Annotated in this window: 23 protein-coding genes and 3 pseudogenes; 7 read left to right on the top strand and 19 right to left on the bottom strand. The window is 60.2% G+C overall.

Annotated elements, in window-relative coordinates:
* Positions 1-239 (top strand): substrate-binding domain-containing protein (locus GCT13_RS41185; protein ID WP_193727782.1); only part of this gene is annotated, 239 nt, incomplete at its 5' end.
* 40 nt (positions 240-279) lie between these two features.
* Here the strand turns inward: GCT13_RS41185 and dctA are convergent.
* Both dctA and GCT13_RS41175 read right to left on the bottom strand, forming a co-directional pair.
* Positions 280-1,587, bottom strand: a complete 1,308-nt coding sequence (dctA, locus tag GCT13_RS41180; protein ID WP_321574961.1) for a C4-dicarboxylate transporter DctA — start codon at positions 1,585-1,587, stop codon at positions 280-282.
* Positions 1,584-2,552, bottom strand: coding sequence for a LysR family transcriptional regulator (locus GCT13_RS41175; RefSeq protein WP_321574960.1), 969 nt, complete (start codon positions 2,550-2,552; stop codon positions 1,584-1,586). The genes dctA and GCT13_RS41175 overlap by 4 nt, the downstream gene beginning before the upstream one ends.
* A 737-nt stretch (positions 2,553-3,289) precedes the next feature.
* Between GCT13_RS41175 and GCT13_RS41170 the strand changes: the two genes are divergently transcribed.
* A complete protein-coding gene (locus GCT13_RS41170; RefSeq protein WP_321574959.1) occupies positions 3,290-3,667 on the top strand; it encodes a hypothetical protein in 378 nt (125 codons plus the stop codon).
* Here the strand turns inward: GCT13_RS41170 and GCT13_RS48830 are convergent.
* A complete protein-coding gene (locus GCT13_RS48830; protein ID WP_193727903.1) occupies positions 3,661-3,798 on the bottom strand; it encodes a hypothetical protein in 138 nt (45 codons plus the stop codon). The genes GCT13_RS41170 and GCT13_RS48830 overlap by 7 nt on opposite strands.
* 161 nt (positions 3,799-3,959) lie before the next feature.
* Between GCT13_RS48830 and GCT13_RS41165 the strand changes: the two genes are divergently transcribed.
* On the top strand, positions 3,960-4,712 hold the full coding sequence (locus GCT13_RS41165; RefSeq protein ID WP_152767589.1) for a hypothetical protein: 753 nt from the start codon (positions 3,960-3,962) through the stop codon (positions 4,710-4,712).
* Positions 4,713-5,425: 713 nt separating this feature from the next.
* On the opposite strand, the gene GCT13_RS41155 is transcribed toward GCT13_RS41165, so the two are convergent.
* The 7 genes and pseudogenes from GCT13_RS41155 to GCT13_RS41125 all read right to left on the bottom strand — a co-directional run bounded on the left by GCT13_RS41155 (position 5,426) and on the right by GCT13_RS41125 (position 14,589).
* Positions 5,426-6,553 carry a porin gene (locus GCT13_RS41155; protein ID WP_152767587.1) on the bottom strand — a complete coding sequence of 376 codons (1,128 nt, stop codon included), beginning with the start codon at positions 6,551-6,553 and terminating at the stop codon, positions 5,426-5,428.
* Between the two features lie 169 nt (positions 6,554-6,722).
* Entirely contained in the window at positions 6,723-7,394 is a 672-nt protein-coding gene (locus GCT13_RS41150) for a response regulator (RefSeq protein WP_152767586.1), read from the bottom strand.
* A 12-nt stretch (positions 7,395-7,406) separates the two neighbouring features.
* On the bottom strand, positions 7,407-8,774 hold the full coding sequence (locus GCT13_RS41145) for a sensor histidine kinase (protein ID WP_152767585.1): 1,368 nt from the start codon (positions 8,772-8,774) through the stop codon (positions 7,407-7,409).
* Positions 8,775-9,495: 721 nt separating this feature from the next.
* Positions 9,496-9,690 (bottom strand): annotated as a pseudogene (locus tag GCT13_RS41140) (hypothetical protein); the annotation flags it as partial.
* 155 nt (positions 9,691-9,845) lie between these two features.
* The gene (locus GCT13_RS41135) at positions 9,846-11,996 is read right to left on the bottom strand and encodes a glycoside hydrolase family 28 protein (RefSeq protein ID WP_193727902.1); all 2,151 of its coding nucleotides are present in this window, start codon (positions 11,994-11,996) and stop codon (positions 9,846-9,848) included.
* Positions 11,997-12,185: 189 nt separating this feature from the next.
* Positions 12,186-12,719, bottom strand: a complete 534-nt coding sequence (locus GCT13_RS41130; RefSeq protein ID WP_152767583.1) for a hypothetical protein — start codon at positions 12,717-12,719, stop codon at positions 12,186-12,188.
* A 505-nt stretch (positions 12,720-13,224) separates the two neighbouring features.
* A complete protein-coding gene (locus GCT13_RS41125) occupies positions 13,225-14,589 on the bottom strand; it encodes a nicotinate phosphoribosyltransferase (protein ID WP_152767582.1) in 1,365 nt (454 codons plus the stop codon).
* 302 nt (positions 14,590-14,891) lie between these two features.
* On the opposite strand from GCT13_RS41125, the gene GCT13_RS41120 reads away from it, so the two are divergent.
* Positions 14,892-15,137 carry a hypothetical protein gene (locus GCT13_RS41120; protein WP_152767581.1) on the top strand — a complete coding sequence of 82 codons (246 nt, stop codon included), beginning with the start codon at positions 14,892-14,894 and terminating at the stop codon, positions 15,135-15,137.
* Between the two features lie 69 nt (positions 15,138-15,206).
* On the opposite strand, the gene GCT13_RS41115 is transcribed toward GCT13_RS41120, so the two are convergent.
* The 8 genes from GCT13_RS41115 to GCT13_RS41080 are packed head-to-tail and all read right to left on the bottom strand — an operon-like array spanning position 15,207 to position 21,775.
* Positions 15,207-15,539 carry a non-heme iron oxygenase ferredoxin subunit gene (locus GCT13_RS41115; protein WP_152767580.1) on the bottom strand — a complete coding sequence of 111 codons (333 nt, stop codon included), beginning with the start codon at positions 15,537-15,539 and terminating at the stop codon, positions 15,207-15,209.
* Between the two features lies 1 nt (position 15,540).
* Entirely contained in the window at positions 15,541-15,900 is a 360-nt protein-coding gene (locus GCT13_RS41110) for an SUF system Fe-S cluster assembly protein (RefSeq protein WP_152767579.1), read from the bottom strand.
* 19 nt (positions 15,901-15,919) lie between these two features.
* Positions 15,920-16,375 (bottom strand): Fe-S cluster assembly sulfur transfer protein SufU, encoded by a 456-nt coding sequence (sufU, locus tag GCT13_RS41105; protein WP_152767578.1) that lies wholly within the window; start codon positions 16,373-16,375, stop codon positions 15,920-15,922.
* Positions 16,372-17,625 (bottom strand): cysteine desulfurase, encoded by a 1,254-nt coding sequence (locus GCT13_RS41100; protein ID WP_152767577.1) that lies wholly within the window; start codon positions 17,623-17,625, stop codon positions 16,372-16,374. Before GCT13_RS41100 ends, sufU begins: the two co-directional genes overlap by 4 nt.
* Positions 17,622-18,947, bottom strand: coding sequence for a Fe-S cluster assembly protein SufD (sufD, locus tag GCT13_RS41095; RefSeq protein WP_152767576.1), 1,326 nt, complete (start codon positions 18,945-18,947; stop codon positions 17,622-17,624). Before sufD ends, GCT13_RS41100 begins: the two co-directional genes overlap by 4 nt.
* A 41-nt stretch (positions 18,948-18,988) precedes the next feature.
* Entirely contained in the window at positions 18,989-19,771 is a 783-nt protein-coding gene (gene sufC / locus GCT13_RS41090) for a Fe-S cluster assembly ATPase SufC (RefSeq protein WP_152767575.1), read from the bottom strand.
* A 12-nt stretch (positions 19,772-19,783) separates the two neighbouring features.
* Complete coding sequence (gene sufB, locus GCT13_RS41085; protein ID WP_152767574.1) at positions 19,784-21,232, bottom strand: Fe-S cluster assembly protein SufB; 1,449 nt, start codon at positions 21,230-21,232, stop codon at positions 19,784-19,786.
* A 12-nt stretch (positions 21,233-21,244) separates the two neighbouring features.
* A complete protein-coding gene (locus tag GCT13_RS41080; RefSeq protein ID WP_152767573.1) occupies positions 21,245-21,775 on the bottom strand; it encodes an SUF system Fe-S cluster assembly regulator in 531 nt (176 codons plus the stop codon).
* 518 nt (positions 21,776-22,293) lie between these two features.
* On the opposite strand from GCT13_RS41080, the gene GCT13_RS41075 reads away from it, so the two are divergent.
* Together GCT13_RS41075 and GCT13_RS41070 are read left to right on the top strand one after the other, a co-directional pair.
* The gene (locus GCT13_RS41075) at positions 22,294-22,605 is read left to right on the top strand and encodes a high-potential iron-sulfur protein (RefSeq protein ID WP_152767572.1); all 312 of its coding nucleotides are present in this window, start codon (positions 22,294-22,296) and stop codon (positions 22,603-22,605) included.
* Between the two features lie 141 nt (positions 22,606-22,746).
* Positions 22,747-23,164, top strand: a pseudogene (locus tag GCT13_RS41070) (IS6 family transposase); the annotation flags it as partial.
* Positions 23,165-23,371: 207 nt separating this feature from the next.
* On the opposite strand, the gene GCT13_RS41065 reads toward GCT13_RS41070, so the two are convergent.
* Positions 23,372-24,193, bottom strand: a complete 822-nt coding sequence (locus GCT13_RS41065; protein WP_152767571.1) for an alpha/beta fold hydrolase — start codon at positions 24,191-24,193, stop codon at positions 23,372-23,374.
* A gap of 128 nt (positions 24,194-24,321) precedes the next feature.
* Here GCT13_RS41065 and GCT13_RS41060 point away from each other — a divergent pair.
* Positions 24,322-24,536, top strand: a pseudogene (locus GCT13_RS41060) (IS630 family transposase); the annotation flags it as partial.

The following is a 24,536-nucleotide window of genomic DNA, read 5'->3' as shown; positions in this document are numbered from 1 at the left end:
TGGCGAACGGTGACTACGAAATCGGCTTCCAGCAGGTGAGCGAGCTGCTGCCCGTCCAGGGCGCGACCTTCGTCGGAAAGATTCCCGAGTCTCTGCAGTCCGTCACGCGCTTCGCCGCCGGCATCCCCGTCGGCGCGCAGCATCCGAAGGAAGCGAAGGCGCTCCTCGACTATCTCGCAGCACCCGATGTACAGGCAGAAGTGAGATCGACCGGGCTCGATTCCGTCTCCGCACATTGAGGCAGCACCATGGGAGGGCTTGCCCCAGCCAGCCTTCCCGTCACCCCGGGGTGTCTGTCGCGGCATCATTGGCACCGTCCGGGCAGCCTGGCCCGGCCACCCTGAGCATCTGCGCGAGACGCGCACGATCGCACGCGCCTTCCCACAGCGAAACGAAGATCACTGCGCAGGCGTTGCTGATCACGCTCGTCAGGGCGCGCGCCTCGGACATGAAGCGGTCGATGCCCACCAGAAGCGCCACCCCGGCAACGGGCAGATCAGGAATCGCGGTGAGCGTAGCGACGAGCGCGACCAGCCCGCTACCGGACACGCCGGCCGCGCCCTTGGAAGTGAGCAACATGACGGCAAGCATCGTCGCGATCTGCTGCGCGGAAAGCGGCACATCGCACGCCTGCGCGATGAACAGCGAGGCGAGCGTCAGATAGATCGCGGTGCCGTCCAGATTGAACGAATAGCCCGCGGGTAGCACAAGCCCCACGACTCCCTTGTCACAACCGAGCGCCTCCAGCTTCACGATCAGGCGCGGCAGTACCGGCTCGGTCGACGATGTCGCGAGGACGATGAGCAATTCCTCGCGCATGTAGCGCAAGAGTCGCCAAAGCGCGAAACCGTGCAGCCGCGCGAGCGGACCGAGCACCAGTGCAACGAACAACAGGCATGCCACGTAGAACGACACCATCAACATGCCGAGCGAGCCGACCGAGCGGATGCCGAAGCGTCCCACCGTGAAAGCCATCGCACCGAACGCCCCGAGCGGAGCGAGTCGCATGAGCATTGCGAGGATGCGAAAGAGCATCTGGGCGACGCCGTCGATAAGCGCTAGCACTGGCCGGCCAGCCTGCGGATACGAATTCAGCGAGAAGCCGAAGAGCAGCGAGAGCAGCAGCACCGGCAGCACCTCGCCCTTCTCGAAGGCGCCGAGCATCGTTTCCGGGATCACGCTCAGCCCGAACGCCACAAGCCCGCGCGCCTGCGCGTGCGTCGCATATTGCGCGAGGATGCTCGAATCCAGATGATGCACGTCGATATGCATGCCGGCGCCAGGTCGCAGTACGAACGCGGTGACGAGTCCGAGCGCGAGCGCGACGGCTGTCAGGAGATAGAAAAGCGCCAGCGCCTGGATGATCGTGCGCCCGATGGCCTTCCCGCTAGCAAGCGACGTGATGCCCGAGACGATCGTGCAAAAGACGATCGGCGCGATCATCATCCGCACGAGGCCAACGAACGTGTCGCTGAGGGGCTTGAGCAGCGCGCCTGCTGGCGGCCAGAAGTGGCCGACGGTCATGCCGAGCACCATGGCCAGCAGGACCTGCACATAGAGCAAACGAAGCGGTCTTGCCAACCTCACGATGCGGTCTTCCTTCCTGTCTTCGCTGTCGTCGTCACGTTATTGGCCACGGCATCGCCGCTTGCAACGCCCCCGCGCTTCGTCTCGATGATGGTCCGGTGAAACTCCTGTGCGGCCGGTGAGAGCGGCCGTCCGCGCCGTCTTACGATTCCCACGCGTCGTTTCACCACAGGTTCGACGAGCGGCACGCTCGTGAGGATCGGGTGGTCACGTCCGGGCATGGCCATCGACGGCACCGCTGCGACGCCAAGCCCCGCTTCGATCAACCCGAGCATGGTCGTGACGTGCCGCGTCTCGCAGACGCTCGGCGCACGCGGCGCCACGGCCGAGAGCGCCTGGTCGAGCAACAGGCGGTTACCGGAAGTCTTGTCCACCGAGACGTATTCGTGCTCGTAAAGCTCGTTCCAGGTCACGCGCTTCTTGCGTGCGAGGGGATGGTCGCGGCGGCAGGCGGCAACAAACCGCTCCTGCAGCAGCACCTTGAACTCGACCTCAGACTCCTGGCTGCCCATAAAGCTCACGCCGAAATCAGCCTCGCCGCTAATGACGGCGCCAAGCACCTCGTTCGCGCTCGAATCCAGCAGCTTGACCCGGATGCGCGGAAAGCGGCGATGGTAGCTCGCGATGACGTTCGGCAGAAAGTAGTACGCCACCGAGGGCACGCACGCGATGGTCACATGGCCCAGGCGGCTCGACGAAACATCGCGGATGCCGAGCAGTGCGACGTCGAGATCATCGAGCAGTTGCTCGGCGCTCGGCGCAAACACGCGGCCGACGGTGGTGAGCGTGACGCTGCGCGTGGTGCGCTCGAAGAGACGCACGCCGAGCGCTTCCTCGAGCTTCTCGATCCGACGACTCAAGGCTGGCTGGGAAATGCTCACCGCCTCGGCGGCCTTTCGAAAGCTTCCCAGCTCAACCACCGCGCGAAACGCCTGCAAGTCATTCAAGTCGAAGTTAACGCCCACGGACTGGCCTCCGCATCTTAGATGCCAAGTATTTTGCATGATCCAGCCTGGAGCGCGCATCGGGGACCACGGCCGTCTGCGCAGCCCTCGATGGGTGCCACGGACGTGAGGCGCGACGGGCCGGTTTTATAGAGTCAGCGGTCGTTCGTGTTCGAGATGCAGCTGTCTCTTTGTGGCCGACTGTATGCGCTCGCCGACTTGGCCATAAGCTTTCAAACGGCGACTCTACATCTTTAACTTGTCGGGGCTGCGTAGTTCGTGCCCGCACGCTCCGATACGTCATTTCCTTTCGCCTTCATGCATTCGAGGTACGCCAGGTCGTATCGTTGCTGCACGTTCAGTTGTGCACGCGGCACGTGAGCATCGCTCGCAGCGCGCGTGTCTACGCCGCGCGCCAGTTGTTCCCTCGCATGCTGTTTGCACTGCGCATCGTCCTGCAGAAAGACGGTGAACGGCTTGTCGTGCCCTGGCTTCACAGCTACCGCAGGCCCGATTGGCTGCGACACGCATCCGGCGACAACCGAACAAACAGTCACGATCTGGATTCGATGAAGAAAACTCACAGCGTCCGCTCCTTTCCGACGTTATCAGGAAGCATCCCTGGCCCAGTGCAGGACGCGACTTGGGCGCCGAAGCAGGGGGCAGTTATGATTATTGCTCGTGGTGTACAAGCATGCGGAGGATAGCCAGCATCGCAAAACGGTCCGAAATTAAATCCCGAAAAGGAGACCCGCCCAGTGAGGAATCGCCTTCTTTGCGTGATGCTCCTGATGTGGTCGATCGCGACCTGGGCGGGACCCGTGTGCTTCCCGGTGGGAACCGCCCTGACACTACGTGGCACCACTGCGCAAGAAATCGCGGAAACGGGCGGCGGCGCTCAGCAGACAATCTCGGTGTTGTTGATGGAGCCGCCGCTGTGCGTGATCGACCCGCGCTTTGGCCAGGATGCACAGCGCCGGATCATGATCACCCGGGTGCAACTCGTTGGGCCGCCCCCTCCAGCCCCTATGCAACTGACGGTCACCGGCACGTTGATGAGACGGAACACGCCGCAGTACTACGTCGTTCCCACCGCCGTTTGGGCGACGCCTCCCAAGAAGCCGCCACCTCAATAGCCGATCCGGTGCTCGATTTCGTGAGAAAAATGCGCGTGCATTGCCTGGTAGCTCACGTGGTCGCCGAGCTTGCGCTCAGCGCTGCATGAGACGGATGCCCCGCCTGATAGTGCCGATGGGATGATGTGCATTTGCTGTCCGGCTGGTGGCCGGGGCTAACTGCCAGTCTACGGAATAAGCGCAGGTGCCGGGGTCCCGGTGAGCTACCCGGTATGGCAGCTTCTGTCACAATGTCGTTCTGCTATTTCGCTGACGTGCCGCTGACAACGGACTACAACTTACCTTCTCGCACATGCGCATTTTCGGAATAAGCCTTTACGTCATTATCGCCCTCTTCTTCGCGGTGCACGCCGTGCGGACCCAGCAGAACATGTACTGGCTGCTGATCCTGTTTCTTTTCCCTGGCCTTGGCAGCGTCGTCTACTTCTTCGTCATTTACTTGCCCGCGCTGCGCCAGTCACGAGGGGCAATGGCAGCAACGAAGGCCATCTCGCAGCTTGTCGATCCCAACCGCGCCGTGCGCGAAGCGCGCACGGATTTCGATCGCGCACCGACCGTCGCTCATCGCATGCGCCTGGGTGCAGCGCTGCTCGACGCAGGCAATGCTTCCGAAGCGCTCGAGCATTACCAGGCGGCGGCCAGTGGGCCGTTCTCATCCGATCCGGCTCTGCTTCAGGGATTGGCGCGTGCGCAGTTTGCCAACGGCGATGCTTCGGCCACGCGGGACACGCTGGAAAAACTGTTCGCCGTCCATTCCCTCGCCCGCCAGCAACCCGAGCCTGCGTTGCTGTATGCGCAGGCCTTGGCAGCGATTGGTGCAGCAAACACGCGCGCCGCGTTCGAGATGGCGCTCACCAGCGCAAGCGACGCCGGGCCTCGTTGCCTGTACGCCGATTGGCTGGCGGCGCAGTCTGACGAGGCCGACCGCCGGCGAGCGCGTGAACTTTACGCGGAGATCGTGCACGATGCCAGGCATTGGCCACGCCACGCCCGGGAACATAACAGTCAGTGGCTGCAACGAGCCCAAGCCGCCCTGAGCCGATAATCCACGGGCGCCCGCGCCAGCGCGCGGCAGACCTTTGACTGCGGCGTCAGTCCAGGCCGAAGTGATTCATGTGGGCGTGCATGTAGACGGCTTCGGCAGGAGGCACTGCAAGTATGAAAAAGAAAGAGAAGAGTCGCGCCTTTACATTGTCCTGCACTCCATTCACCGAAACCGCCTGAAATGCGCGGTTGTACCTGACGATTCCGCAAGAAAATCTTCCGCGGAATTGGTCGCACCGCCTCGCAGTTGCAGTGTCTAAATCAGGTGGAAATAAGGAGCGAATCATGCGGACTCGAACCTTGAACATTGCGTTCGCCGCAATGGCCTGCATCTGGAGCATCAGTTCTGCTGCGGCGCAACCAGACTACGCGTATACGACGACGGTACGTGTCAGTGACGGCAAGACGCTAAGCTGCGCAGTGAATGAGCCACTCCCTGATGCATATTCGTCGGGACAAATGCTCACCCGACGCGAGCAACGTGAAGCGGACGTACTGGCGACCCAGCCTTTGCGCATGCTCAGCGGGCCGTCTTCCGAGTATCCGACGCCCTATACTGCGCCGTCCGTGAATTGCAAGTCGGTCAGCTGACGCGATCGCCGCCTTTGTAAGCTTCAGCGCGAACGAGACGGACGGCTCACAAGCGTGCGTCCCGTCCGCAGGGGACGCGCTTGACTGCCCGCAAGCGCATATCTTCTCCCCTTGAACTTACGCTCAGAACCGCGTGCGAATACCCGTTGTCAGCTCGAGCTGATTCGACGCGCCGAACGTGCTCGCGACCGTATAGCCGCCGTGCAGTCTCATGTAGTCGCCAGCCAGATAAAGTTCCGTGCGCTTGGACAGGTGATAGAACGCCGACCAGTACAGCGTTTCCTTGTACCCGTTATGCAGGCCCGAAGCAGGATCGAACGTGCCGATGTTGGCATTCGGAATGTCACCGTCCGCGTTATAGGCGGCATTCTTGACGCGCATCTGTTGATAGCCGAGTTCGTAATCGAATGGACCCTTCGGCGCGACCTTCAGAGATACCGTCCACGCATCGTCATGTCGTTGTCCGAGCGCGCCCTGATCGCCGAGATAATGGAAATAGCCTGCATTCAAGCGGACAATGCTGAACGTGTAATTGCCACCGACCGAATAAGACTGGTTAGTATTACCCGCTTTGTTCGCGTGATTGTAGAACGCGGAAACGGCGAACGGTCCACCGTTATAGCCAATGGCTGCCTGATAGTTCGAGTTAGTCGGAAATGTCGTGGTGTTGCCGAACGCATAACCCGCCGCGAGGAACAGACCATTGTCAAAGAGCTTCTTCCACGCTACGCCGTTGTTGTAGCGCGTACCCGTTGCACTCGCCGCATAGAAGATCATCTGCTTGAAGTTGTTCGCGTTCGTCCAGCCGCCTTCTTCCGTGGTCAGCTTCGCGTTGCCATAAGGGTCGCCATAAATCGCGGACACATCGCGCGCAATTGTGTTCTGGAAGCCGAACGTGAGCTTGCCGAACCGGTCGTCCTGAAGGCCGACCCATGCATCGCGGTCGAAGATCTGACCGGGGTCTTCCATCTGGCCATCGCTCATGCGGTACTCGCTTTCGAGCCGGAAAATGATCTTCGAGCCGCCACCGATATCTTCCGCTCCTTTGAGGCCCCATCTGCTTCCGCTGAACCAGGGTTCGCCATCAATGCCCATCCCCACTACGTGATTGCCTTTTTCGTCGGCGTGAGTGACGTAGCTGGGCACACTCAGATCGATCAGGCCGTATAGCTGAACGCTCGACTGTGCATGTGCGCCCGTCGCCGCGATTGCACCGGACGCGAGAGCCAAGGTCAAGTGTCGTTTCTTCAAGATTGTCTCCTCTGTTTGCCGCGTTGAGATTTCGTTTCCTTGTATGGTCCTGGCCTGTTGACAAAACCATGACTCGTCTCAATGCTAGCGAGGCCAATCTTTCAGAGCGCTATCGCGATCATGCTCGATTTCTAAGTACATTTACCGATAGAGACGCACTCCTGGTTGATCATACATCCCGTGTCCGCAAGATATAACCCAGTCCTCTCAATGTCATGATCTGCGCGGTCGATGCGGAAAGGTGCTTGCGCAGGCGATGGATATAGATATCGATGGCATCGACGCTCGCCTCATCGTCGAGACTGAATACACTTTCCATCAGCGTCGCCTTGGATACTGTCTTTCCCTGCCTCAGCATCAGTGTTTCGAGAATCGCATGTTCCCTCCGACGCAATGGAAGCGGTGTACTGTTATGACGGAATTCGCGCGTATTGAACTGATAGTGCAAATCGCCGCAATTCAGCGACACGGCCTTCTCGGAGCACTGGCGCCGGACGAGCGCCTTGATGCGCGCGACAAGTTCGCGCGCATCGAACGGTTTGACGACATAGTCGTCTGCGCCGGCTGCAAAGCAGTCGACCTTGTCGTCGATGGACCCGTGGGCGGTCAGCATCAGGACGGGCACATTGTTGCCGCGCCGTCGCAAGCGTGCCAGCAAATCCTTTCCGCTCATGCATGGTAGGCGCATGTCGAGCAGCACGACGTCGTAGCTTTGATTTCCCGATATTGCCTCGGCCCGCTCGGCATCGGGCACGCTGTCCACAACGAAGTTCTCCGCGCGCAACAGATTGACGATCCAGTGCGCCAGGTCCGCGTTGTCTTCCACCAGCAGTAGTTTCATTGCGATATATCCTCAACTGCGCCATGCGGGCATTCGCACGGTAACGACAAGACCCTTGTAATCCTGGCCGTGCCCCAGCGTGACCGCGCCGCCGTGCAACTGCGCAATCTCTCGCACAATCGACAGGCCAAGCCCTGTTCCTGCGACATGCGTCGTGCCGCGATAGAAACGCTCGAACGCATGGGCGCGTGCTTCGGCGGGAATTCCGGGTCCGTTATCGACGACCTGTAGCACGACGCCGTCGCCTTGGCGGGTGCAACGCGCCGTCACCTGGCCGCCATCCTGCGTATAGCGGATCGCGTTATCGATGAGATTCGCGACGAGCGCATGCAACAGGTTTGCATTGCCTTCAACATGCACGTCCTCTGCAAACTCTGCTCCGAGATCGATGCCACGACGATGTGCGGCCACGACAAGTTCTTCGAGCACCGATGCGACCACTGCGGACAGGTCAACCCGCGTATGAGCATGCGACGGTGCAGCTTCCGCCTGTGCCAACAGCAGTAGCTGATTCGTCATGTCCGTCATCTTCCGCGTGCTGCGCCGCATGCCGTCGAGCGCAGCGGCAACCTCGAGATCGCGGTGTTCGCACAGGGTGGCATACTGGATCTGCGTATCGAGCAGCGTCAACGGCGTGCGCAATTGATGCGCGGCGTCCGCGATAAACTGGCGCTGCCTCGCCGTATGAACCTTGAGCTGCGCAATGCATTGATTGATTGCATCGACGATGGGACGCAGTTCCCATGGCAGCCCTTCGGCGCGCATCGGTTCGATTTGCATTGGCTCGCGATCGGTGACGTCGTTCTTGAGCTTCATCAACGGACGCAACTCGACGGTCAAGCCAAGCGGCACCAGTGCCGCTACGAAAGCAAGCATCAGGCATTCGCGAAGAAAATGCGGGCGCCAAAGCTGTTCGAGCATTGCGCGACGCGAAGCCTGTGTCTTGCCGACCACGACCGTGACGGGCTCGACCTTGCCGGAGTCGTATAGCTGACGCGTGTACGCGACCACTCTGATGTCATGTCCATCCAACGTCGAATCGTAAAAGACGGGCTGCGCCGATTCATGTAACGGCAATGCAAGATCCGGATTGCCGCCGAGCAGTTGCTTTCCTGCGGAAATAATCTTGTAGAACACCTGATCCTGATACGGCGACTCGAATATTTCCAGTGCAGCGGGCGGAACATCGGCATTGAGCCGGCCTTCGACCCAATCGATATCTTCGCCAATCGTGCGCGCGGACGAAAGCAACAACGCATCCTGAACCACAGTGGCAGTACTGCTGGCCGAGTCGTATGAAATGAACGCAGTCGCCACGACGAATGCCGCTAACGGCAAGACCAACCACAACAGCAATCGCGCGCGCAAACTCAGCGTCAATTTGAACTCCCGGTTTCATTCATCGGTGCGCACCGCTGAATATCGTGCGTGCCCGCGTCTATGGCGCGATTCTACGAGGCTCAACCCTTCTCATTACTTTCGCTGCATGTTGATTCTTGTACGGGATTTCCATTATTACGATCCTTCTCCTTGTGCACGCAGACGCGCGCGATAGGCTTGAACCATTTCGATCAGGTGATTTCTGAAGAACACCTTAACCCATCGAAATACGAGTCAAAACTACCCGCACTTTTTTATTCGGCGTGGGCTTTGCGAGCACAATAGTGCGCGACCGGCAGGACGTGTCGCGATCGCCCGTTTGGCGGCCAGGTCCAAGCGATCAGGGAAGACCGCAACACAAAGTGGAGCGAAGGTTTGCCGGAGAAGATGCATCGCCGCCGTCTTCGCAGGCTGAAAGCCTGACTTCACAAGCGATGAATATCCGGGAAGACATGGGCTTGATGAGCGCCACGCACTTGAACCGTCTTTTCTGTTGTATAGAGGCGACCTCAGGCCGGATGCTATTGACCAGCTATCGCCCGGCGGGTTTTGCGGATGAGGCAAGCTAATCCGCGAAAGCCCCGCCGTTTTCGAGTTTCCTTATTGCAATCGATTGCACAATGATGCGCGTGCGCTCGGTCGGCCCATTTGCGCCAACCGTCGGCTTGATTTTCTGCCCGTCGATACGAGGGCTCACGATGAACGTACTACGTCTCAAACTCTACGGCTTCTCGACATATCTATGAAACGGCCCGGCCGCCTCTGGTGCTTCCCAGACTGCGGGCGCAGCGGCATCTTTGAGGCGCAGCTTCGCGAGGCTGAATTGGCTCTTGCGAATACGATGTACCAACTCAATACCTGAGAGAGTGATCGCCGCGTTCCTGAAACGTTTGAAGCCGAGCATGACTTTCGTGCTTCCCCAGATCGATGCCGATCAGCGTGACGTTGTGCATGGCGCTCTCCTCTATGTTCGACCGAACTGCCTATCGTAGAACGGTCTCTGGCTCGGGCTGGCCATTTCATTATGTCCGCTTTCAAAGGGCACCTGTATTCCCTCGCATCGCATGCCTATTACGGATTCAGCCCCGGATGTATTGTCAACGGCAGAGGGTACGATGCATTGGGAATCGCATAGGCATATGAATGCGTGGCGCTCGGCACGGTTGGATAGCTATAGAAGCGGTCTGGCGGTGTGCCCGGCGCGGGGCGCAGAATTGTGACAGCCTGCTTCGTTATCCCCGGCGGCGTGAATACATTGCTCACGGTCGTCATATGATATGCGAGGTCCGGTATAAATTCGCTCTCTGCTTCGCGCTTTCTTGTATTGGCGACCATGACAAACTCTGGCGTTCCGGACTTTGCCATCGCCGCGAATGCAATAAAGCTGCTGTCATGAACGTCATCCAGTACAACAGGTGGCCGCTCGTCTTCGACGCCATAAGAAAGTTTGACGTTACGCATTTTCAATCCTTGCACGTGGCGAGCGTAAAGGCCATAGGCGGGAAGAATTCCGAACATGCTGGGCTCCGGATATTCACGGGGCGCCTCGGGGACGTTGTACGGGTCGTCCACCCAGGCGCCTGTCCCGCCATTGGCTTTCGGGTCCCAGCTGATGCGCGGCAGCAATGCCTCATTGTGATCCGCTGACGACCCGTTCGCCATCCAGATGACCGAGTCGGTGGCGGGTTCGGCCTGGTAGGCGGTGTAGTGTTGCGGCTTGTTGATTTGCCGCTGCTCGACGGCGTCCTGCATCTTCAGCCCGCCCCTGAATTCGACGCTCACGTTATTGATGCTCACGTTGCGGACGGGATGATTGACCAGACCGGCGATGATAATCGGATAGCGCGGGTCCGAATCGCTGATCTTTACATGACTGATCGCAACGTTTTCCAAAGTTGCGAACGGCGCGCCTACCGCGTTGGCGTAGCGAGGGTCGCCAGGTCGAACTGATACAGGGTTCAATTGCGTTGGAGCAGCCTGATTCACAACCACGATATTGCTCCCGCCCCCAATGGAGACAGTCTGATCGCGATTGTATGAGGGGATGTAGCGAACGGCTGGATAGGTCCCATAGGCAGGTATATTCGGCAGAACCCAAGCCCGGTCGTCGAGACGCACCGTGCTTGCAGGCAATAATGATTCATCGGCGCTGTTACCGGTGACGGGATTGCGGCCGCGATCGCCGAGTACGATGAATATCGGCGCGCTCGTAACATGCGTCATTGTCGCGTCTGTGAATACGACGTTCTTCAGCGCAGCTCCGTCAACAGACTCCAACGCCAAACCCCTTGAACGATCGAATGTGACATGACGGACAGTCACCGTGTCGAACCCGGTTGTACTTTCCGTGCCCAGCTTGATTCGGCCTGTTGGCCCGTCATCCGGTCCGAACTGGTGGGCGCTGTAAGTCCCGTCCAACACCGAGCCCGTGTCATAGCCGCTTACCGTGCAGTTTTCGATCAGCACGTTACGTGTCGGCACATATTTGCCCAGCGCAAACGAGGCCTTGATCACGAGCGCATCGTCGTTGACGGTGTTGAACGTCGAGTTCCTGACCGTGACGTTCTGCGACGCGTCGATGTCGACACCATCCCGATTGCTGTCGACAAGAATGCCGTCGATGGTCCAATTCCTGACTCCTGTCCCGAGAATGCCGAAATGACCGCCGTATTTGATCCTGAAGTCGCGGAAGACGACGTCCTCCGCATTCTTCAGCGCGATGGCCTTGTTGGCGCCACCGGGTTTGCCGGCAGCGGTGCGCACAGGCACTTCTGCAGCATCCGAACTCGTCAAGACGTTTATGGTCTTTCCGCGTGGCCCGATGTAGCTGCCGTCGATCAGACCGGGCCCTGAAATCATGATGTGCTTTACGTGATCGCCGACAATCAGGCTGTTCGCCCAGTGACTGTGGCCTTCATCCTGAAGCCCGACATACGGATTCGGCTCGGGCGCGTCGTAGAAGCCCCCGTCCTCACCTGCTCCCGTCCCTGGAACGGCCGCGCGCAAAATGGACTTCTTCGATGCGAAGTGCAACCCTACGTTGCTGGCCAGATGAACCGTGTAGGTTTTGAACACGCCCGCTGGAATGACAACCGTGCCTCCGGCGCGAGCGGCCGTCGCAATGGCGTTATTGATTGCAGCCTGATTTGCGAGCGCGGGACCATTCGAAATCGCGCCGAACTTCGTGATGTCGAAGAACGGACCCTTTGCAACGGGCGTCACCCGCGCGTTGCTTCCAGTGGCCAGGGGTATGTGGACGCCTGACCCATTGTCATACTCCCCGGCTGCTGCGGAACTCGATGCCCTGCCAAACAGGGTACTTATGGCCAATGTCGCGCAAATGACGAAGCACCAGCGGGAATGCCGGCCGCGTGACATCACCTCATCCCGCCGAGCGGAAGACATAGGTGCTTAACTGACGTCTCCCGAATCTGACTCACCCGACCGTGTTTTCTTTCGCTCAACTCTCATATAAGCGTCCGCTGCGACGACGCCAAACACGATGTGCGCAAGACCATTCGCCCAGTTTCGGGCGTCCGAGAACCAGGGGAAGAACCGCGTCATACCGTAGAAATTGACCAGATAAATGGCGAGGCCGAACACGACGCCGACGAGCGACGCCATCGGCAGACTCGAGTCAAGGTTGAATGACGCGATGATCAGACTCAGGATCACGGCCAACAGGATGGCAAGACCAAAATGCACGGCCAGCGCCGCGACGACGATGCCGACTGGAAACGCGTCCATGGATTGAAGCGCACCTCGGCCCAATATGATTGCCGCGATCATGTGCGGCGGCACTCTCGGATCCTGCTCTGTCACCACGGCCATCAAAAAAGCGCCCAACACGAGGAACACTGCGCCAGCGATCATGCCTGCCCAGACGGCCGCCCGCCAATCAGGCATGCGATGCGTGAAATGATGAGAATGCAGATGAAGTTCCATAAGGCTCCCTGAAGTCAGTCGATTGCCATGTGAAACACCAACTGGCTTTACCCCAACTGCCGCAAATCACATCAGTCCGTCACGCTATCGCGGCAGCAGCGTTACCCGCCCGGTCCTCAAATGCGCGTATGAACACCGATGCGGGAAGGTGAAGCCCTTCGCTGCATGCGGCCGGTTCATCGGCATCACCGGTTGAGTTGCGATTGACCAGATTCCGCATCGGTCGTGCCACCGTCGGCGGCAACCGCGTAGAGCCAAACGTTCGGAACATGTCGGCGTGAAATGCCCGGTCAGGCGAGACTTACCGGACCGTTGCAATTTATACCGGCCGGATTTTCCGGGCCGAAGGCGCCAACAAGGCTGAACATCTGCGAGTCGCCACCCTTCGCGCTTCCTGAAATTGCCGTTGAAACCTGCAAGCCTGCCCCATCTATCCCATTTACCCAGCTTGAGCAGCATTCGCAAGAACGAGCGTTGGATGTCTCATGTCTGCGTCGGCATCGCGCTATCGAGACGGCAAACGTCTCTCGCGCGCGATACCCGCATCGAGCTGGCGCGCGAGTTCGACGAGCGCAGCGGAGACGTTCGGACGAAAGGCCGTGGCCGGTTCGAGCTCTGCCAGATCTGGGGGCAACGAGTCGAGTTCGCGCCGGGCACGGTCACGGCTCGCATCGAGACTGCCGGCCGCCCCTATGCGCACACCATCGTGCATCACGGGCGCAATGAGCGCAGCACCCGGCTGCCTTTCATCTTCAAGCGCGATGCAGTCGGATTCGATACGTCCGTCAGCGTCAAGGCGGCGAAACACCTGCTTGCGCCCCGGCCACGTTGCCTTGCCTTCGGAGCGCTTGCGGCGCGGCTTGCCCATGTACTCGGTCAATTTGTACGCGCAATCGAGGTAAGGCGCATCCGCCGAGGTATTCATCCGCGTGCCGATACCGAATCCGTCTATCGGTGCGTCCGAGTGCGCGAGCTCGCGCAGCCGGAACTCGTCGAGGTTGCCACTCGCCAGTATCGATATCTGCCGGAGGCCACTGGCGTCCAGAGTGCGCCTCACGTGTCGCGCATGTGCGCCGAGATTCCCGCTGTCGAGACGCACGCCTTTGATATAGAGGCCTTCGCGCGCGAGTCTTTGCGCCAGATTGACGACCTGGACCGCCGCGGCCTCCGTGTCGTAGGTATCGATCAGCAGGACCGCGTTGTCCGGCTGCGAGCGCACGAAATGCTCGAAGGCCTCGATCTCGTGTTCATGTGCCTGCACGTACGAATGCGCCATTGTCCCGAACACCGGAATTCCGTAGCGGATGCCGGCGAGCAGCGTCGCGGTGCCAGAAAAACCCGCCAGATAGCTGGCACGCGCCGACAGCATCGCAGCTTCCGATCCGTGTGCCCGTCGCAAGCCGAAGTCGACGAGTCGCTTGTCAGGTGCAGCCAGCACCATGCGCGCGGCCTTGCTGGCAACAAGCGTGCTGTAGTGAATGAGATTGATCAGTCTGCTTTCGATGATCTGCGCCTCACGCAACGGCGCGGTGATGCGCAAAATCGGTTCCTCTGAAAAGAACACGGTCCCTTCCGGCATCGCATCGACAGAACCCGTAAAACGCAGCGACTCCAGCGACTGGATAAATCGGGGGCTGAAGTGCCCGGTGCGTTCCAGTTCCGCGAGTTGCGAGTCCCGGAAGCCGAGCCTGCACAGATAGTCGAGCACCAGTTCCAGACCTGCCGCCATCAGGAAGTTGCGCCGGGCGGGCAGACTGCGCACAAAGAACTCGAACGTCGCCACGTCATTCATGCCGCTATCGAAATACGCCTGCAGCATCGTGAGTTCGTACAGGTCCGTCAGCAGGATGTTGTCGCAAGACTGGCTCATCGTTTCCTCCCTCCGGCTCGCGCCTCGCCCATATGCGGTGGCTTCCGCCACGCGCCTGGCTGAATGTTGCCGACGTGTCCCCTCAAGTCATCACTGTGCAGCGGGTGCCCCGAAACAATCACGTGCTGATGTTGTGCCAGGCCGTCTTGTTGCCGCCGCTCCCACGCCGTACGCTATCCAGCAGCGCAGGCCGCAGCTGATCGGGCTTCGCCGCCATTCCGGTGGGACGTTCGCTGACCAGGCTGCCATGTGCATGGATGCAGCGTTTCTTCCCTGAAAGTCATAGCGAAGCGGAGGTCGTCATGAAGTGGCTGGTAATCCTGTCAGGCGCGCACTGGCGCGACATCGTCCCGGAACTGTTCCTTGAACATCAGGCCGTCAAGGACTGGAGCATCATCGAATGCGATGAGATCGACGTGACGGGCGAAATGGTCGAATTGCGGTGTCGTGACGTCAGAATCCTTGTTCCTTACGGTACTGTGGTGACGGCCATTACTGCACAGGCTGGGCCACTCTCGCTCGTCGAGAACGCGCGAGGGCGGCACTGAACCGTCTTCCCCCTGGCTCCGTGCCTGCCCTGGGCACTCCCACCAGCAGTGGCTCGCCCGTTCAGCAATTCAGAAACCACTCTTGTCCCACCGCGCGTCGCGCACCTGCACGATACCGGCCTCGACGCGCACGGGAAACACCGCGACGTCTTCATAGGCCGGTGGCGCAAGCACTCTGCCCGTCTTGATGCAGAAACGCGCGCCATGCCGAGGACACACGACCACGTCGTCCTCTACCTCACCGCCAGTCAGGATGCCGCCGTCGTGCGTGCAGACATCCTCGATCGCGTAACACGTGCCATCCAGGTTGAACACCGCCACCTGCGCGCCGTCCACGTCGACACTGCGCACCGAACCCGGCGGGAAATCGGTCATCGCCGCGACATCGACCCAGTCTGCCATGTCAAAGCATCCCCAGCTGCAAGCGTGCGGCCTCGGACATCCGCTCTTTCGTCCACGGCGGGTCCCACACCAGTTCCACTCGTACGCCGTTCACGCCTGCCGCGGAATACACGGCGTCCTCGACCGTCGCGGGAAACGTCTGCGCGACGGGACAACCCGGCGCAGTCAGTGTCATGCGGATCGCCACGTCGCCTGCTTCGTCATCCACGTTCAGGTCATACACCAGCCCGAGATCATAGATGTTGACGGGAATCTCCGGGTCGAACACCGTACGCAACGCTTCGATCACGCGCAAGCGCAGATCGCCCTCGCCGGGTTCGAGCGCGTCGTCATCCCGTTTCAGCCAGTCGAACCCACTCATGTCCTTTCGCCTCATTGCATCATTCCGTCGATATCGCGCCGTGCTCGTCGTGCAAAGCTGCGTGCAGCGTATGCCATGCGAGCGTCGCGCACTTCACGCGCGCCGGAAACTCGCGTACGCCCGAGAGCGCCGCGAGCTTGCCGAGACCTGCTTCACCTTGCGTCGGCGCGTCCGCCGGCGTCGTCACCATGTCGTGGAAAGAGCCGAAGAGCGCCTCGACTTCCTGCTCGCTGCGGCCCTTCAGCGACTCCGTCATCAGCGAAGCTGACGCGATCGCGATCGCACAACCCGTGCCCTCGAACCCCACGTCTTTCACGATACCGTCTTCGATGCGCAGATACAGTGTGATGCGATCTCCGCACAGCGGGTTGTATCCTTCCGCCCTGTGGTTCGCATTGGCTAGCGCATGACAGTTTCTCGGCCGTCGGTAGTGGTCGAAAATGACTTCCTGATAGAGATCACGCAAACTGCTCATTGCCCAAACACCTCATGCACACGCGCTATTCCTTCGACGAGCGCGTCGACTTCGGCCCGCGTGTTGTATAGCGCGAACGAAGCGCGCACGGTTGCGGGTACGCCATAGCGCTGCATAACGGGCATCGCGCAATGATGACCCGCGCGCACCGCGACGCCTTGATGATCGAGGATCGTGCCGACGTCGTGCGCGTGCACGTGGTCGAGCACGAACGACACAATGGCCGCCTTTTCGTGCGCGGTGCCGATCAGCCGCAGATGCGGGACAGCGCGCATTGCACCCGTCGCATACGCGAGCAGGTCGGCCTCGTGTGCGCTGATCGTATCGGCGCCGATTGCGCTCACGTAGTCGAGCGCCACCGCAAGCGCGATCGCACCGCAAATGTTCGGCGTACCCGCCTCAAATTTCCATGGAATGGTGTTGTAATCGGTCTTCTCGAACGTCACCGAGCGAATCATGTCACCACCGCCTTGCCACGGCGGCATCGCTTCCAGCTTGTCCGCGCGCGCGTATAGCACGCCGATTCCCGTTGGCCCATACACCTTGTGCCCTGAGAATGCGTAGAAATCGCAATCGAGCGCCCGCATGTCGACGGGCAGGTGTGCAATCGCTTGCGCACCGTCGACCAGCACCGGCACGCCGCGCGCATGTGCGATCTCGATCAGCCGCGCAACCGGGTTGATGGTGCCCAGCGCGTTCGATACATGCGCGATCGACACCAGGCGCGTGCGCTCGCCAAGCATCCGCGCGTATTCATCGACATCGAGCGCGCCGCTGTCGTCGATCGGCACGACCTTCAGCACCGCGCCGGTCTGCTCGCACAAGAGCTGCCATGGCACAATGTTCGAGTGATGCTCCATCGCGCTGATGAGGATTTCGTCGCCAGGCTTTGCGAGTGGACGCAGGTAGCTTTGCGCGACGAGATTGATCGCCTCCGTCGTACCGCGGACGTACACGATTTCCTCTGCCCTGGCTGCATTGACGAAGCGCGCAATCCGCGCACGTGCGGCTTCGTAGGCGTCAGTGGCGCACTGTGACAGGTGATGCACGCCGCGATGCACGTTGGCGTTCATGTGCTCGTAATAGGTGCGTTCCGCATCGATCACGGCCAAAGGCTTCTGGGTTGTCGCGCCGTTGTCGAGATAGACCAGCGGCGCGCCGCGCACACGTTCGCGCAGAATCGGAAAGTCGCTTCGCCAGCGCGCAACCGTATCCGGGTCTGGGATGCACACAGGTTCGAACGGCTTCATAACAGCCCCCGCATGTACTCGCCTTCCGGCACACGCGCCAGCAGCAGTTTCTTCAGTCTGCTGCACACTGCGCCGATATTCACCCGCTCTACGCTGTCGCGCGCAAACGCCCATACAAGCAAAGCCCGCGCAATGCGTTCGTCGATGCCGCGCGAGCGCAGATAGAACAACTGGTTCTCGTCGAGTTGACCGACGGTTGCGCCATGCGTGCATTTCACGTCGTCGGCGTGAATTTCCAGTTGCGGCTTTGTGTCGATTTGCGCATCACGCGATAGCAGGAGATTGTGGTTCGCCTGATGCGTGTCGGTCCGCTGCGCGTCCCGACGCACAATCACGTTCCCGTTGAATACGCCATGCGATGCACCGTCGAGCACCCCGCAGTAGTATTCGCGGCTCGTGCCATCCGGCTTCTCGTGATCGATGCGCGTGTGATGATCGACATGCTGCCGCGCGCCCACGAAATACAGCCCGTTCAGTTCGGCGTATGCATCGAAATCCCGGAGCGCTGTGTCGATCTCCGTGCGTGACAGGGCGCCACCAAGCGCGAAAGAATGCGACGTAAAGCGGCTTGCACGCTGCTGCGTGACGTCGACGCGCGCGATGTGAAAGGCGCTACGCGCTTCCTCCTGGACGCGGCAGTGCTGGACGTTCGCCTCGTCGCCGGCCACGATCTTCGTTACCGCGTTGAGGAGATACGCATCGTCCGCGATGCCTACAAACTGCTCGACGACCGAGCAGCGCGAGCGCGCGTCTGCCAGTATCGCGTTGAAAGGATGTATCGCGAGGCCCGCTTCGTCGGTCAGGAATAGCATGACGAGCGGCGTCTCGATCGTACAATCCGGTGGCAGCAGGAGCACATATCCGTCGCTCAGCAATGCCCCATTCAAAGCCGCAAAGCCATCATGCGGTGCCTGCTGCTCGATGACTGCTCGAAGCCGCTCCGGCACTTCGCGGATCGCGCGTGTCAGACTGCCGACGAATGCGCCCTCCGGCAACGCCGGCATGCGCGACAGTTTCGGCATATGGCGGCCGTTGACGAACACGAGCCTGCCGACCTCCTTGTCGGGCACGAGATCGTCGACGATGCTGGAAACATCCACGTGGTCGCTGTGGGGCGATGCGAAATGCCACGACCGCTTCGCGATCGTGGCCACATTCGTGTACTTCCAGTCTTCGAGCTGCGTCGTGGGAAAGCCAAGCGCTTCGAACTGCTCGAACGCATGGCGCCGTGCGCTGCGCAGCCAGCGCAGTTCTGCGCCCGGCAGCGTTTTCGACACCGTCGCGAATGCTTGATGGAAGTAATCGAGCGTCGTCTCACTCATTTGACGTCTGCCCTCGCGATATCACCTGTGACCACCTCGCGTCAGTGGGCGCCAGGCGGCGCGGAATGCGGCTCAGGCGGCGCGTCCGCACCAAGCCAGCCGTAACCCTTGCGCTCCAGTTCGAGTGCCAGCTCGCGCGTCCCGGATTTCGCGATGCGCCCGTGCGAAAGCACGTGCACGTAATCGGGCACGACGTACTCGAGCAGACGCTGATAATGCGTCACCAGCACGATTGCGCGGTCCGCGCTGCGCATCTGGTTGACGCCCCGCGCCACCACCTGCAACGCGTCGATATCGAGGCCCGAATCGGTCTCGTCGAGAATCGCAAGGCGCGGTTCCAGTACCGCCATCTGCAAGATCTCGTTGCGCTTCTTCTCGCCCCCCGAAAACCCTTCGTTGACAGCGCGATACAGCAGGCTTTCGTCCATCTGCATGAGCGCCATCTTCTCCTTGACCGCCTGCAGGAATTCCATTGCGTCCATTTCGGGCTCGCCGCGATGCTTGCGCTGTTCATTCAACGCGGCCTTCAACAGGTACACATTGCTTACGCCCGGTATTTCGACCGGATACTGAAACGCGAGAAAAAGCCCTTCCCGCGCGCGATCTTCTGGCGCAAGCGCGAGCAGATCATGGCCCGCGTACTGCACGCTGCCGCCCGTCACGCGGTAATGTGCATGACCCGCCAACACGTGCGCAAGCGTGCTCTTGCCCGAACCGTTCGGGCCCATGATCGCGTGCACCTCGCCCGCCCTCACGCGCAGATCCACTCCGCGCAAAATAGGCTTGCCTTCCACTTCAACGCTCAGATTGCTGATTTCAAGCATGTTGTCGCACCGTCATCCTGTGCTGCCTTCCAGACTCACACCAAGCAGCTTTTGTGCTTCCACCGCGAACTCCATCGGCAGCTCCTTGAATACTTCCTTGCAAAAGCCGTTGACTATCATCGACACCGCATCCTCGTCCGACAGGCCACGCTGCCGGCAGTAGAACAGTTGGTCCTCGCCGATGCGCGACGTCGATGCCTCGTGTTCGACCTTCGCAGTCGGGTTCTTCACCTCGATATACGGAAACGTAAGGGCACTGCATCGATCGCCAAGCAGCAGCGAATCGCACTGTGTGTAGTTGCGGGCGTCCTCCGCCGAACGGGCGACTTTCACGAGCCCGCGATAGGCGTTACTGCCGTGACCGGCAGAAATGCCCTTCGACAAGATTGTGCTACGTGTGTTGCGGCCCAGATGCGTCATTTTCGTTCCCGTGTCGGCCTGCTGATAGTTGTTGGTGAGCGCCACCGAATAGAACTCGCCGACCGCGTTGTCGCCTTGCAGAATTACGCTTGGGTATTTCCACGTAATCGCTGAACCTGTTTCGACCTGCGTCCATGAAATCTTCGAGTCCGCTTCGCGGCAATCGCCACGCTTGGTCACGAAGTTGTAGATCCCACCACGCCCGTGCGCATCGCCCGGATACCAGTTCTGCACCGTCGAATAGCGGATCTGTGCACCCTCCAGCGCGACCAGTTCCACCACCGCAGCGTGCAGCTGGTTCTCGTCACGCATCGGTGCGGTACACCCCTCCAGGTAACTGACGTATGCTCCCTTGTCCGCGATGATCAGCGTCCGCTCGAACTGCCCCGTGTTCGGGGCGTTGATGCGGAAATACGTGGAGAGTTCGACCGGGCAATGCACGCCCGGCGGGATGTAGCAAAACGATCCGTCACTGAACACGGCGGAGTTCAGCGCGGCGAAGAAGTTGTCGGTGTGCGGCACAACCGAGCCGAGATATTGCCGCACGAGTTCAGGGTGTGTCTGCACCGCGTCCGAGAACGAACAGAACACGATGCCGAGCGCGCCAAGTTTTTCGCGAAATGTCGTCGCGACCGATACGCTGTCGAACACGGCATCCACCGCGACACCCGCGAGAATCTCGCGCTCCTTCAGCGGCACGCCGAGTTTCTCGTACGTGCGAAGCAACTCCGGATCGACCTCGTCGAGGCTCCTCGGGCGATCCTTCGGGGCAACGGGCGCCGAATAATAGGCGATGTCCTGATAGTCGATCGACGGGTGCTCGACCGTCGCCCAGTGCGGCTCGCTCATTGTCAGCCAGTGACGATACGCCGCGAGCCGCCATTCGAGCATGAAATCGGGTTCGTTCTTCTTTTGTGAAATCAGCCGGATGACATTTTCGGACACGCCGCGCGGCAATGTATCCGACAGCACATCCGTCACGAACCCATGCTTGTATTCGCGCCGGATCAGATCATCGACTTTGGACGCGGTCGAACTCATGCATGACCTCCTTCAACGTTGCTGGGGCCGGATGACGGTCCTGTGTGGCGAGACTGAAACGGCGCGCGTGCGGTCGATACCCGTGTGCCCCAGCGGCAACAGGCTGCGCGCGCGAATCGCGCTAATGTCGACCTCGCTGAGCGTCGGACTTGCCATATCGGCGAGCGACACCTGGCTCAGCGCTTCGAATATCAGCCGGTTGATCTTCTGCCAGTTGGCGCGTGCGCTGCATACTGCCTCCTGCGTGCATAGCCCCGGCAACGCGCTGCACTCGGTCATCCCGAACGGACCGTCGACGACGGCGATCACGTCGGACAGCATGATCCGCTGCGGCGGCAGAGCAAGCTGATAGCCGCCGCTCACGCCCCGCGCTGACGCCAGCACACCACCGCGCGCGAGCGTCTTCATCACTTTCGACACGGTCGGCGCCGGGATGCCCGTGGCCTCGGCGAGGCTGCCGGCGCTCTTCACGGCGTCCGGATCCCGTGCCATTGTGATCATGATCACCGTGGCATAGTCGGCAAGCTTGCTCATGCGTAACATCGCTGTGCCTCCTCGAATCGGTACCTTTTTAGTCCTGGTTCATAAATAACAATAGCACCGCATTACGGGCAATTGAGAAAGACATCACTGTGCGTGGGCATTAACTCTGCCCGTCTGTTCCCGCTGTCGCCACTGCCGCCATTGCACTGATGTTTAGCATTCCAGGAACCTTCGCGGCCGTCGCGCCAGTTGAGGTTGCCGTTAGAACGGTCTGCATGGGCAACACTGCATGAGAGCATGTGCAATACCTCAGTGGCAGTGGGTACGGAAGCGGCGATTCCAGCGTCTACGCCCGGCAGGCGCGGCCACATACGTCACGTCGTGATGTAAAATGAAAGGCGAAAGGCACGTACGTTTATCCAGTCGATATTGAATGAAGAAATCGCGGGCCGCGTTGGTTTCGACCGGTAAATATGGCATGGCGGTTTTTCATGAACCGACAGGATTCAGTCAATGTGACCGGGCAAAGGGCGGCACGCCTTGCACTCGCTGTTCCATTTCCTACAGGAGTCCATGTCATGCCATTCTCCCGCCGGCGTTTTATGATACTTGCCGCATCCGTCGCATCGACGACGGTTCTCTCCACTGAGTCGCGAGCCGACGCTCCCGTGCTTTCCGAGAGCGATCCGACTGCACAGGCACTTGGATACAAGACGGACGCCACGAAGGTGGACAAGGCCAAGTTTCCCCACTATCAGACTGGACAAACCTGCGCGAATTGCCAGCTTTATCAGGGCAAGCCCGGCTCGGCGATGGGCCCTTGTACAACCTACGGCGGCAAGCTGGTCGATGCAAAGGGATGGTGCAATGCTTACGTGAAGAAGGCCTGAACCTGGCGCAAAAGTCAGCCGCGCCCCGTCTCTGCGAATAACGCTTCGCGTGGCGCGGTCTTGCGAAACGCGAGTCAAAACGTGGGTTAGAGCCGCGTGCGGCTCTGTCATGTTGGCGAGGCGGTCACGTAAGATGGCGCGATGAAGAAGACAAAATCGCTTTATCACGGCCACCGGTTCCCGGCGACGGTCATCAGCCACGCGGTGCGGTGGTACTTCCGGTTCCAACTCAGCCTGCGTGATATTGAAGAACTGCTGTTCGAGCGCGGTGTCATCGTCAGTTACGAAAACGATCGGCCGCTGGTTCGACAAATTCGGCGCGGACTTCGCGCATCGCGTCAAGGCTGGTCGCCGCAAACCTGGCAGCACATGGCATCTTGATGAAGTTTTCGTTACGTTGCGCGGTGAGCCTTACCTGCTCTGGCGGGCGGTCGACCAGCATGGTGCCGAACTCGACATCCTGCTGCAGAAACGTCGCGATAAGGCTGCAGCAAAGCGCTTCTTCAAACGCGTGCTGGCCGCCTGTCCCGAGGCGCCACGAAGGATTGTCACCGATCAGTATCAGTTTTTGCGTCATCAACACGACAACGTGACAGTGCCGTTTACACATGCGCCAAGTTGGGCTCGTCACGCTGCGCAGCTCCGGTTACGCTGAAATGCGTGAATCACGCGAAAGAATCAGAAATGCCCGAAGTCAGTGCCGGGCGTTAGGAAAATCACCTCGGCAGCGAGCGCTTGCGTATAACTGCAGGCGCTCTATCGAGCTTCAAAGAAAATCATCGACGAGGCAATTAAACGCGTCGCCGTGTTCTATTTGCGTCCAATGCCCGCACTGTCCGAATACGTGCAATTGCGAAGGCCCGATTAGCTTATTGAGCCGCAGCGAGTTCTCTAGTGGAATGACACGGTCCTCGCGTCCATGCACGATCAGCGTTGGATGCCGAATGCGGCGCAGCGCATCTTCGTCGCATGCAAGCGCATCGATCCAGCGCTGGCGCGGCGCAGGAAACATCGACGCGAACGACGCCTGATACCCGGGCCGCACACTCGCGCGATACCGCGATTCGACAAGCTCGGGCGTAATACGCGAATGGTCGAACGCAAAGATATCCATGATGCCGCGCATGTTCTCGACGGAAGGCTCATAGCCCCATACCGCATCGAGCCCATGAGTCAATTCGAACTTCACGCCCGCCGCCCCCATCAGCACCAGTTTGCGCACGCGGTGTGGATAACGCACCACCATCGCCAACGCCAATGCGCCGCCAAATGAATTGCCGATCAGGTCGGTTTGTTCGATCTCCAGCGCATCGAGCAGGCCTATCAGATGTGTGACCCAAAAGTCCATGTCGTAGTGCACGTCCGCGCGCCGCTCCGTATAACCGAAGCCCGCCATGTCGGGCGCGATGACTCGCCGGGTGTGCGCGAGAGCAGGCATCGTGAGACGCCAGTTCGCCCACGCCGTCACGCCCGGCCCTGAACCGTGTATGAGCAGCACAGGGCTGCCGCTGCCGAGGTCATGATAGTTCGTATCGAGGCCCGCTGCCTGAATGCGCTGGCCGAGTTCCGGGTCGTTCTGCTGTGTCATGTCAACAGGCTCCATCGCAGCCGCGCATGAGCGCCGGCCGCTTCTATTACTCATTGGTCAGTAAGTTAGGGAACAAATTCGACGAGTGCTGATCTATCGTGTCGTGTCACTCGATGGAGCCACGGACTGTGAAACGAGACGGGAGAAGTCTGGCGCACAACATCCTCGAAGAGATGCGCATGCTGGCACTTGAGCGGATGAACGATGGGGAACATCCCGATGCGGTTTCGGCGTCGTTTGGAATGCATCGTTCGTGGGCGTACAAGCTGCGAGCGAAGGCCCGGGGGCGAGGACGAGGTGTGCGTGCGTTGAGGTCGACCCAGGCGACAGGCCGCCCGCGCAA

This window comes from Paraburkholderia franconis (genome assembly GCF_009362735.1).
GTDB lineage: Bacteria > Pseudomonadota > Gammaproteobacteria > Burkholderiales > Burkholderiaceae > Paraburkholderia > Paraburkholderia franconis.
This window is presented reverse-complemented; position numbering and strand designations above follow the sequence as displayed.